Annotated in this window: 10 protein-coding genes; 8 read left to right on the top strand and 2 right to left on the bottom strand. The window is 44.9% G+C overall.

Annotation, left to right across the window (positions count from 1 at the left end):
- Nucleotides 1-346: 346 nt before the first annotated feature.
- Nucleotides 347-3,115, bottom strand: a complete 2,769-nt coding sequence (locus ACEW8S_RS19515; protein ID WP_373519781.1) for a valine--tRNA ligase — start codon at nucleotides 3,113-3,115, stop codon at nucleotides 347-349.
- A gap of 268 nt (nucleotides 3,116-3,383) precedes the next feature.
- On the opposite strand from ACEW8S_RS19515, the gene ACEW8S_RS19510 reads away from it, so the two are divergent.
- Nucleotides 3,384-3,770 carry a DUF1573 domain-containing protein gene (locus ACEW8S_RS19510; RefSeq protein WP_373519780.1) on the top strand — a complete coding sequence of 129 codons (387 nt, stop codon included), beginning with the start codon at nucleotides 3,384-3,386 and terminating at the stop codon, nucleotides 3,768-3,770.
- A 166-nt stretch (nucleotides 3,771-3,936) separates the two neighbouring features.
- On the opposite strand, the gene ACEW8S_RS19505 is transcribed toward ACEW8S_RS19510, so the two are convergent.
- Entirely contained in the window at nucleotides 3,937-5,286 is a 1,350-nt protein-coding gene (locus tag ACEW8S_RS19505) for an aspartyl protease family protein (RefSeq protein WP_373519779.1), read from the bottom strand.
- 249 nt (nucleotides 5,287-5,535) lie between these two features.
- Here ACEW8S_RS19505 and ACEW8S_RS19500 point away from each other — a divergent pair, with 249 nt between their 5' ends.
- The 7 genes from ACEW8S_RS19500 to lipA all read left to right on the top strand — a co-directional run bounded on the left by ACEW8S_RS19500 (nucleotide 5,536) and on the right by lipA (nucleotide 11,470).
- Complete coding sequence (locus ACEW8S_RS19500; RefSeq protein WP_373519778.1) at nucleotides 5,536-6,738, top strand: pyridoxal phosphate-dependent aminotransferase; 1,203 nt, start codon at nucleotides 5,536-5,538, stop codon at nucleotides 6,736-6,738.
- Nucleotides 6,739-6,926: 188 nt separating this feature from the next.
- Entirely contained in the window at nucleotides 6,927-7,964 is a 1,038-nt protein-coding gene (gene murB / locus ACEW8S_RS19495; protein WP_373519777.1) for a UDP-N-acetylmuramate dehydrogenase, read from the top strand.
- Between the two features lie 226 nt (nucleotides 7,965-8,190).
- On the top strand, nucleotides 8,191-8,769 hold the full coding sequence (locus ACEW8S_RS19490) for an RNA polymerase sigma factor (protein ID WP_373519776.1): 579 nt from the start codon (nucleotides 8,191-8,193) through the stop codon (nucleotides 8,767-8,769).
- A gap of 104 nt (nucleotides 8,770-8,873) precedes the next feature.
- On the top strand, nucleotides 8,874-9,626 hold the full coding sequence (locus ACEW8S_RS19485) for an anti-sigma factor domain-containing protein (RefSeq protein WP_373519775.1): 753 nt from the start codon (nucleotides 8,874-8,876) through the stop codon (nucleotides 9,624-9,626).
- Nucleotides 9,627-9,710: 84 nt separating this feature from the next.
- Nucleotides 9,711-9,929, top strand: a complete 219-nt coding sequence (locus tag ACEW8S_RS19480; RefSeq protein WP_373519774.1) for a membrane or secreted protein — start codon at nucleotides 9,711-9,713, stop codon at nucleotides 9,927-9,929.
- Nucleotides 9,930-9,970: 41 nt separating this feature from the next.
- Entirely contained in the window at nucleotides 9,971-10,525 is a 555-nt protein-coding gene (locus ACEW8S_RS19475; protein ID WP_373519773.1) for an RNA polymerase sigma factor, read from the top strand.
- Nucleotides 10,526-10,594: 69 nt separating this feature from the next.
- Nucleotides 10,595-11,470, top strand: a complete 876-nt coding sequence (gene lipA, locus ACEW8S_RS19470) for a lipoyl synthase (protein WP_373519772.1) — start codon at nucleotides 10,595-10,597, stop codon at nucleotides 11,468-11,470.
- Nucleotides 11,471-11,487: the final 17 nt, after the last annotated feature.

Raw genomic sequence — 11,487 nt, 5'->3', positions numbered from 1 at the left:
GTCCGCTTCCGGCGCAGGAAGCGTAGCCGTCTTGATCTGGATTTCTGCGGGAAGGATTTCCGGTTTTTTTCCTTGGCCGGTACAAGAAAATAGTATTAACGAAGTAGCTAGGAGTATTGTAGGCTTCATAATCGGATTATTTTATCTAAAGATAATCATCATAATTAAATTTTCGGCCAAAACCTCCTATTAGTATAAAACTTATAATTTCAACACGAGCAGAAAGTGATATTTACCAGTCATTTCCCATGTCGGAACCCTTACCAAAAAGGTTCCGCTTTTATCCGATATCATTTGCCTTAACAATTCTCTGGACGATTGGAATAGAATAGACATTCATCGCAAACTATTTAAGGCTACTAAGGCTCTTCTCCAACGTCTCGATCTTCGCCTCCGCATCCGCCTTTTTTTTACGTTCCGTGTCAATTACCAGCTCGGGCGCATTATTGACGAAACGCTCGTTGGAAAGTTTCTTTTGTATGGATCTCAAAAAGCCTTTGGTGTACTTCAATTCCTCCTCGATTTTTTGGATTTCGGCCTCTATGTCGATGGTACCGCTTACGGGGATGAAATATTCGTTGCTTTTTACCCGAAAGGATAACGCACCCTCGACCGAAGCATCAACATACGTAATTTTTGAAAGATTCGTGAGTTTTTCGATGACAGTGTCCCATTTTTTCGAGGTTTTTTCCTCATCCAAAACGGAAAGCTCCAACACCTCTTTCATGGGAATATTCTTTTCCTTTCGGATGTTTCGCACGCCTGAAACTACCTCGGCGGCGAACTCGAATTCCTTAGTCAAGTCAGCGTCCACGTTTTGGGTTTTCGGCCATTCCGAAACCACTAAGGCTTCTTGGGGCGACCGCTTGGCGATATGCTGCCAGACTTCTTCTGTCAAAAAGGGCATAAAAGGATGCAATAATTTCAGGTTCTGCTCAAAAAGGGCAATGACCTCTTCATAGGTCGTCTTATCAATGGGCTTTTGATAATCGGGTTTTATGATTTCGAGCAGCCACGAACTGTAATCGTCCCAGACCAGTTTGTAGATGGCCATGAGGGCATCTGAAATACGATATTTACTAAAATGGTTCTCGATTTCGGCCAAAGTTTGATCGAACTTGGCCGTATACCAGGCGATGCCCAGTTTTGAGGCTTCGGGCTGGGGCAGATCGCCTACCTCCCACCCTTTCACAAGTCGAAAGCCATTCCAGATTTTATTCGCGAAGTTCTTGCCCTGCTGGCAGAGGTCTTCGTCGAACATCAGATCGTTGCCGGCGGCGGAGCTCAACAGCAATCCTACGCGGACCCCATCGGCGCCATATTCTTCGATGAGCTTGAGCGCATCGGGGGAATTGCCGAGGGATTTTGACATTTTGCGTCGCTGCTTATCGCGCACCAATCCCGTAAAATAGACATTCTGAAAGGGGCGTTCATTACGGAATTCGTATCCAGAAACAATCATACGCGCTACCCAGAAAAAGATGATGTCGGGGCCGGTGACGAGGTCGTTGGTGGGATAATAGTAGTTGATTTCTTTGTTATCGGGCTCTAGGATGCCGTTGAATACACTGATGGGCCATAGCCAAGAGGAAAACCAGGTGTCCAAGGCGTCTTCGTCCTGTCTTAAATCTTGCAGCTCCAAAGGCTTCTCGACGGAGCCCGTGCTGAGCACAGCCGAAGTGCGCGAAGTGAGAGCTCGTTTTTCATTGGCTTTTTTCGACGCATCTTCCATCGTTTCGGTCGCCCTTCGAGGGCGCCTGCCTGTCGGCGAGGCAGGCTCGGGGTGACCGTTCAATTTTAATCGTGCTTTCTCCAACGCTTCCTCCTTGGTCTCTGCGACCACGAAATCATCCTGCCCGTCGCCGTAGTAGTAGGCGGGAATCTGTTGACCCCACCAAAGCTGTCGTGAAATGTTCCAATCACGGATGTTCTCCATCCAATGGCGATAGGTATTATCGAATTTTTTGGGGAAAAATTTGACTTCCTCCGTTTCTAATACGGCCTTGAGGGCAGGTTGGGCCAGCTCTTCCATTTTTAGGAACCACTGGTCGCTCAAGCGCGGCTCTATGACCGCTTTGGTACGCTCGGAAGTTCCTACTTTATTGACATAGTCTTCCGTTTTGACCAAAAATCCCTTTTCTTCCAGTTCCTTGGTAATTTCCTTACGGACAACAAAACGGTCTTTGCCTTCGTAATGCAATCCAAAGGAATTTAAAGTGGCGTCCGCATTGAAAATATCGATGGTCTCCAAATCGTGCTTTTCGCCCAAGGCCTTATCGTTGATATCGTGCGCAGGGGTTATTTTCAGGCATCCGGTACCGAATTCCATATCCACATACCCATCCTCGATAATTGGAACGACCCTTGCGCAAATGGGAACGATGGCCTTTTTACCCTTCAAGTGCCGAAAACGATCGTCATGGGGGTTAACGCAGATGGCGGTATCGCCCAAAATGGTTTCCGGTCTTGTAGTGGCAATAGTCACTTTTTCGCTGGAGCCTTCAATAGGATAGGATAAATAATAGAGTAGTCCCTGTTTTTCCTCATAGATCACCTCCTCGTCCGACAGAGTCGTCTGTGCCTCTGGATCCCAGTTGACCATACGATGGCCCCGATAAATCAACCCTTTATTGAACAAGTCGACAAAAACCTTGATAACGGATTTGTACATAGCGTCATCCATGGTAAACTTGGTGCGGTGCCAATCGCACGAGCAACCAAGCTTTTTGAGCTGATCCAATATAACGCCGCCGTACTCGTCCGTCCATTCCCAGGCATGTTTCAGGAACTCCTCCCGGCTCAGATCGGATTTATCAATGCCTTCTGATTTCAGTTTGGCGACCACTTTGGCCTCGGTGGCAATGGAGGCATGATCCATGCCCGGCACCCAACAGGCATTTTTGCCCATCAGGCGCGCCCGACGGGTCAAAACGTCCTGAAGGGTGGCATTCATCATATGCCCCATGTGAAGCACGCCCGTTACGTTCGGTGGTGGAATTACGATGGTATAGGGCTCCCGATCGTCAGGTACGGAATCAAAGTATTTATGTTCCATCCAATAGCCGTACCAGTGGTTTTCAGCTTTTTGGGCGTCGTATTTTGAAGGTATATCCATGGTTTGGAACGGTTTTTGATAAGTATGCTAAGGTTTGGGAAATTAAATTCCAGACCCTCGTTAATTGTTGATATTTTATGGCAATTTTGCCCAATTGTAAATACGAAACAAAAATAAGCAACGTTAACACATAATGAACTCGTCTCAGGTTTTTCTTTTTTGTCCCGAAACGTCGGGGTAAACTGGCTACCAAAATGAGTTCAAGTAAAGAAATTTGGAGGTTCATAGGAAAAAATTTAATTTTGGACTTCCCTTTAAAACCAAAATCATGAAAAAAATAGTACTTGTATTGTTTGTTGGCCTAATGGGATTTACCCTTACCGCACAGGAAAAGGCCGCTAAAATCGAGTTTAAATCGGAAACCGTTGATTACGGTGAAATAGTACAGGGCGCCGATGGCGTTCGGGCGTTCGAGTTCATGAACACCGGTGATGCACCATTGATTATCAGCAAGGTAAGCTCAAGTTGTGGCTGTACCATCCCAAAGAAACCCGAAGGCCCAATTCTTCCGGGTAAAACCGGCGAAATTCAGGTGAAGTACGATACTAACAGACCCGGACCGATACGCAAGGCCATCACGGTGATATCAAATGCGGATACGCCTACGAAAGTCCTTAAAATCAAGGGCGAAGTGAAGGCCGTTGACGGAAAATAATACTATGTTACAATATTTTGATGGAAACCCCGATTTCAACATCGGGGTTTTTTGGTTCTAAGGGATGAAAAATGGCTCGGTGCTCGGTGCTCGGTGCTCGGTGCTCGGTGCAATAGACAAAAAAATCTTTATAAGTTTCCGATTATCCAGAATCCGCCATCCAACATCACCATTTTTCCTTGAACATATCCTTTAGCACAAAGCTGAATGTTAGGTCTTGGGCATGGCGCTCAACTTGTACTTTCACCCGTTTCCCATCTTTTTCATTGAGCATTTCGAGAACTTCCTGTATTTTGTATCGGTGAATGCGTTTTCCGTTTACGGCCAGAATGACATCGCCTTCCAATAGGCCGGCTTCGTGGGCAGGGCTTCCGGCACGAATGCCCGACACGATAATTTCGGGCACCAAACTCAGTCTCGTACGATTCTCAAAAAGGATTTGAACATCACCGAATGACTTTTCTTCGCTATATATAACGCCCCTTGAATCCGTAATACTTTCTGAAATATACCGTACGCCATCGTGCTGCAAGCTAAGTCCGCTTAAATTATATTGGAAAGGCGCATTGAAATTCCTATTTTTTCGCAAGGCAATCGTGTTCCGGCCGTAATCAAAAATGATATTGAAGCGTTTCAGCACCTCGCCGCCTACACTGCCGTTGCGACTGCCCAGGTTTTTTATGGCACCGAAGGATTTTTTGTCCGGAAAAGCCGCCTTGGCATCCTTCAAAACAAAACGACCTATCTGAATGGTATCGACCTTGGTACGTTTCCCGAAGATATTGCCGTTCAGGCCTTTTCCTAAAAAGTCCTCATAATACGTGTCCGGAACATGTATGGCTCCGTTTTCAAATAGCCATATCGCATCGCTACTTCCCGTATCGACCAACAACCTCACTGGCAGTTCTCCCTTTAGTATTAGATTACCATCGATATAGGCTTTTTTTTGAATAATCGCAAGGGGAAGGATTTCCTGCCGCCTATTTTTTCTGTGCACATAGGTTGTGGGATCGTGAAATTTTAGAATGTTGCGGCCGTAATCTATTTCCACCACAAAATCCCTGAACAGGTCATATCCGATAATACCATGGATTGGAATGCCCAAAGTAGTAGAAAAATTCATGGTCTTATCCAACACGACATACAACTGTTGGTCGCGATTCGCGATATTCTTGGTTTTGAAGGTATTGCCATGTGAACGCAGTGCTTTGATAGGTTCACCATCGCCGAGCCCCTTGATGCTAATTTCGGAAACATTGTTGATCTGTACCGAATCTTGATCGGAGAGATTGAAAAGGATGGGTTTGTCGACACCGGAATCCAATATAAAGGAAAGTTCGGTACCGTTTACCTCCATTGGGATGATCATAAGATTGTTGATAAGGCGGAATTTCAGCTTTTCGAACTTTTGACCCTCGGGCAAATGGAAAGTCTGTGCGATACCCAAAACGGGAAGCAGTAGGATAATTATGGCGATATTACTTAGAAACCGGTTCAACTTTCTTGTTTTTAACATATTATCCGTGTTTAAGGTACGATTTTTTTCGTTTGACCTATTGTTTTTAACACATGAAAGAAGGCTGCTTGGTGCACGATGTTCGGCGACGAAAAATACTTTGAGCATCGTGCATCTGACATCCAGCCTACCTACAAACATTCTCCCACAAACATTCCCCCATAAACTTTTTGACCATTACACTTGAACTTGCCCTTGTACTTGTTTTCCCCATTTCCTTTTCCCATTTTTGCAAAAACAAGAATTGCTATGCCAAAAGTCTCCCATAAAGGGGCAACCATGCCTCAATCACCCATTCGCAAATTAGTGCCCTTCGCCGAAGCCGCAAAAAAGAACGGCGTCGAGGTGATACATCTCAACATCGGGCAACCGGACATCAAAACGCCCAAGGTCGCCTTGGATGCGGTAAGGAACAACACCCTCGAAGTGCTTGAATACAGTCGCTCGGAAGGTTCCGAAGAATACCGCCAAAAATTGGCGGGGTACTATGCGAAAAACGACATTCATGTCAATGCCCATGATATCATCATAACTACGGGAGGCTCCGAAGCACTTGCCTTTACGATGGGCAGTATTATGGATACCGACGACGAAATCATCGTACCCGAACCTTTTTATGCCAATTACAATGGATTTGCCACCGCAGCCGGCGTTAAGGTGGTACCCGTCACCTCCTATATAGATTCCAATTTTGCTTTGCCGCCCATCGAGGAATTCGAAAAGCGGATCACGCCGAAGACCAAGGCCATTCTTATCTGTAATCCCGGTAATCCGACGGGTTATCTGTATACCAAGGAAGAAATCAAAAAACTGGCCGCCATCGTAAAAAGGCACGACCTGTTTCTAGTGGCGGACGAAGTATATCGTGAATTTGCCTATGACGGCCGGCAACACTATTCCATTTTACAGGAAGAGGGCCTCGAACAGCATGCAATCATAGTCGATTCCGTTTCCAAAAGATATAGCATGTGCGGGGCACGTATTGGCTGCTTGGTGACTAGAAACCAAGAAATCATCAAGACCGCCCTTAAATTCGCCCAGGCACGCCTGTCCCCGCCCACTTTTGCGCAGATGGCCAGTGAGGCCGCCTTGGAGACTCCACAAAGTTACTTTGACGATGTGAAGGAAGAGTATACCCAGCGCAGAAACCTGCTCGTTGCCGAACTCGAAAAAATCGAAGGGGTAAGGATCGGAAATCCCCAAGGGGCGTTTTACTGTATTGCTGAGCTGCCCATCGACGATGCCGATCACTTTGCACAATGGCTTTTGGAAGATTTCCGATTCGAGGGCGAGACGGTGATGGTCGCCCCGGCAGCGGGATTCTATGCTACCGAGGGACTCGGGAAAAATCAGATACGTATCGCGTATGTGCTGGATAGGGAAAGCCTAAAAAGGGCAGTGAACATACTAAAGGAGGCCTTAAAGAGTTATACTCATAGTGAAGCGATTTAAACCTATTCTTTTACTTATGATTTTCACATTTGCACCCTAGTTTTACTATTTTTGAGTAGCTACGGCTATGCTACCAAAAAATGGCTTTATTAGTGCACAAAAACTGAAATACTTGGTTCCAAAAAATAAGTTTAAATGGCTCCATAAATGATGTAAGAGACCTATCCTAAAAGAGCCTAAAACCCCTAATGGACATCCAAAAAGAAATATCCCTTAAATCGTACAACACCTTCGGTATTGACGCCAAGGCTCGATATTTTATCGAGATCAATAGCGCCGACGAACTATGGCAGGCTTTACAATTAGAAGAATACCCCGAAAAATTCGTTCTCAGTGGCGGCAGCAATATGCTAATCGCCGGTGATATCAACGCACTGGTTTTACATATAAATATCAAGGGGATCGAAGTCGTCAAGGAAGATAGCGATCAGGTCATCCTAAAAATCATGGCCGGTGAAAATTGGCACACTCTGGTGCTTTGGACTTTGGAAAAGGGATATGGCGGACTTGAAAATATGTCCCTCATCCCCGGAAATACCGGCACGGCACCCATTCAGAATATCGGTGCCTACGGTGTAGAACTTAGGGATACTTTTGTAAGCTGCGAAGCGATAAACGTAGACGATCTGACCTTAAGAACGTTTACCAAGGAGGATTGCCGGTTCGGGTATCGCGACTCTTACTTCAAAAACGAGGGAAAGGGAAAATATATCATTACCTCGGTTACGCTACAACTGACCAAACGCAATCACCGACGCAATACTTCCTACGGTGCTATAGAATCCGAGTTGGAAAAGAAAGGGATTTCTGACCCAAAAATTAAGGATATATCCAATGCAGTAATCGCAATCCGACAAAGCAAACTGCCCGATCCCAAAGTGCTGGGCAACAGTGGCAGTTTTTTTAAGAATCCCATTATATCCGAATCCGAATTCCATACTTTTACGAAAGACCATCCGAATGCGCCGTTTTATACGATTTCGGCAGACAGCTATAAAATTCCCGCGGGATGGTTGATAGAACAAGCGGGTTACAAAGGTAAACGTTTCGGCGATGCCGGTATCCACAAAAAGCAGGCCTTGGTATTGGTCAATTATGGAAATGCGACCGGCCAGGAAATAATCGATTTGGCATGGAAAATCATTGAAGCGGTCGAAAAGAAATTCGGTATCCGTATAGAGCCCGAAGTCAATATAATAGGGCAGAATGGAAACTACGATCAATAAAATAACCCCTGCTACTAAAAGCAGCAGGGGTTATACCAAACCAAACTAACCAAAAACTAAATGTGCAGTTACCAGTTGCCCATTTATGGGATACATATTTTCAATAAACCAACACTAAAATTCGTTTTATTACATTAGCGTTATTGCATATACGGATTAAAAGATAAGATCGGATGCCCCCTACTACACTTTTTTTTCTGAACGCGTTCAAAGACCTACCTCGAACATGAGCACGTTACTTGAAAAACATATCGTCGAACTACTTCAAGAGCGTGACGAAAAAGCAATCTCGTTGTTATACGAACACTACGGCAGTACCCTTTTGGGCGTCGCCCACAAAGTGGTACGCGACGAAGAAATGGCACAGGACGTACTACAGGAAAGCTTTGTGAAAATCTGGAAAAAATCCGATTCGTACGATGCATCCAAAGCAAAACTCTTCACTTGGCTTTTTCGGATCACCCGAAATACGGCCATAGATAAATTGAGAAGTGTTAAAACAAAAAGCGATAAGGAAATCCAAATCGATGTTTCGGACGTATATAATCTGGGTGTCAACAGTACAAGACCAGAGTTTATGGACGTCCGTGAGAATCTGGAAAAGATAGAGTCGAAGTACCAAATTGTGTTGGATGCCCTTTTTTTTCAAGGGATGACGCAACAGGAAGCGAGCGATGAGCTCGATATTCCCTTGGGCACTATCAAATCTAGGTTAAAGATCGGACTGAGGGAGCTCAAAAAAATATATGGCCCGACGATGCTTTTGACCCTGACACTTAACCTTATACACGTTGTACCGTCTTGAGACGATTCATTATAAATCCTTTTTAACCAACCTGGATTTCTATTGACCTTTTATAGTTGACCGTAGGCGCATAGGTTTTACATCAAAATCAAAAAAATTGCACCATGAAACAAAAATTACAAACAATTTTAGATTCCGATTTGCTGGAAAACTATCTTATGGGGACCACGAGCGATGAGGAAACCCTACAAGCGGAAAATTACATTTCGTTGTATCCGGAAGTAAGAAAGACCTACGATGAACTGCAAGAAAATTTGGAAACCTTTGCCAAATTACATGCCGTAAAGGCACCTGACGAGCTCAAGGAAAAGATAATGACCCAAATCCACAAGGAGAACAGGAACGGAAGCAGGTTCATGAAATTTGCCGTTGCCGCAAGTTTTGCGCTATTGGTTTCCGCAGGGGCATCCTACTTCTATTGGGATCAAAATCGAAGCTTGAAAGAAGAAAATGCCATCGTCAACAACAAAATCGACAATCTGCAAGAAGAGATGCGCGAGCAGCTCGAAGATGTTAGAAACCAGTTTATCGTACTGCAAAATCCCGAAACAAAACAATATAAATTTACGGGAAACAAAAAGGCACAAGAGCTTAAGGCCGTTGCCTACGTCAATCCCGTTAAAAAACTGTCTTACCTAAACGTAAGCAAATTGCCCCACTTGCCCGAAAATCAATGCTATCAGATGTGGGCCGAGGTCAACGGCGAAATGGTAAATCTTGGAATCCTAAAAGAGGCCGATAAAAGACTAATGGCCCTACCCTATTCCGATAACGCGGTCGGATACATTACTATTGAGCCCAAGGGCGGTAACGATAGTCCGACAGTTGAAAATATAGTGGCGAACATCGCATATTGATACATTCGTTCTTACGAATTTTACTTATAGCCCCGTAACTTTCGTGTCGGGGCTTTATTTTGTACCTTTACACAAAATTGTAACATGAAGTTGATACTATTGACCATAGCCCTGTTGGCCCTAGCGTTTGCTGGTATCGCCATTAAAATATGGAGTAAAAAAGATGGTAAATTCGCGGGTACATGCGCCAGTCAGAGTCCGTTTTTGAACCAAGATGGTGAAGCCTGCGGCATGTGCGGAAAACTTCCCGAGGAACAGGATTGTAGAAAAGATTCCAATTCCGAATTACCATCCTACAACTAATGCAACTATCAACTAATGCAACTATAAAACTTTTTTAACCTTTGGGCGAAACCGACGACACCCAAGCCATCATTCAAAAGGCACTTGAGGGAAACCAAATTGCCTTTAGTACCTTGCTGGATACTTTTTGGAACGGTGTATACGGATTCCAGCTCAAGCGCACCGAAAACGAAAACGACGCCGAAGACATTACTATTCAGACCTTTTCAAAAGCCTTCGACAAATTACAATCCTACGACCCTTCGTACGGCTTTAAAACCTGGCTGATAACCATTTCGAAAAACATTCACGTCGACCTCGTCCGAAAGCGAAAAAGGAATTTGGAAACCGACGGTAACCAAGAGGCGGTAAAAAAAGTGCTTGACGATGCGCCCTCTGCAGAAGACCAATTGATCAATGAACAGAATTTGGCTAAACTCCTGCTGCACATCAAAAAACTAAAACCCCACTATCAGGAAATCATCAATCTGAGGTATTTTAAAGAGCTGAGTTACGCCGAGATCGCAAACGAGCTCAACGAACCTGTCAACAATGTAAAAGTCAAGTTACTTAGGGCGAAGAAGTTATTGGCGGAGGTTATAAATGGTGAGCAGTAGCAGTAGCACAACCCCTACCGCGTACAACCTTCTTAAAATCGTATATTTGTATCTAAATTCCAATTCTTTATGAGCACGGAAACCCTAGAAAGAACAACACCCGCAAAAGGAAAGCCCAAATGGCTTCGGGTCAAGCTTCCTACAGGTAAAAAATATACCCAACTTCGAAGCTTGGTCGATAAATATGACCTGCATACCATTTGTACGTCCGGCAGTTGCCCGAATATGGGCGAATGCTGGGGCGAAGGCACGGCGACTTTCATGATTTTGGGCAACGTCTGCACCCGTTCCTGCGGATTCTGTGGGGTACAGACCGGTCGACCATCGAATGTGGACTGGGCGGAGCCGGAAAAAGTGGCCCGTTCCATTAAAATAATGGGTATAAAACATGCGGTAGTTACCTCCGTAGACCGCGACGATATGAAGGATATGGGCTCCATTATCTGGGCGGAGACCGTCAAGGCCATCCGTAGAATGAATCCCGATACCACCTTAGAAACCTTGATACCCGATTTTCAAGGTATTGAAAAGCACCTTGACCGGATTATCGAGGTAGCTCCCGAAGTCGTTTCGCATAACATGGAAACCGTAAAAAGATTGACCCGCGAAGTGCGTATACAGGCCAAATACGAACGTAGCCTAAACGTACTTCGCTATTTGCACGATAATGGGGTAAACCGTACTAAATCAGGGATAATGCTGGGTCTTGGCGAACACGAGAACGAAGTAGTACAGACTATGAACGACCTGCGGGAAGCACATGTCGATGTAGTCACGATAGGCCAGTACCTGCAACCATCGAAAAAGCACTTGCCCGTTAAGGAGTTTATTGTTCCCGAGCAGTTTAAAAAATATGAGACCATCGGTCTCGATATGGGCTTCCGACATGTGGAGAGCGGCCCTTTGGTCCGATCATCTTACAAAGCCCATAAGCATATTGATTAGCGTAATAAACAATTATT

It is taken from the genome of Pricia sp., from assembly GCF_041745955.1.
Taxonomy (GTDB): Bacteria; Bacteroidota; Bacteroidia; order Flavobacteriales; family Flavobacteriaceae; genus Pricia.
This window is presented reverse-complemented; position numbering and strand designations above follow the sequence as displayed.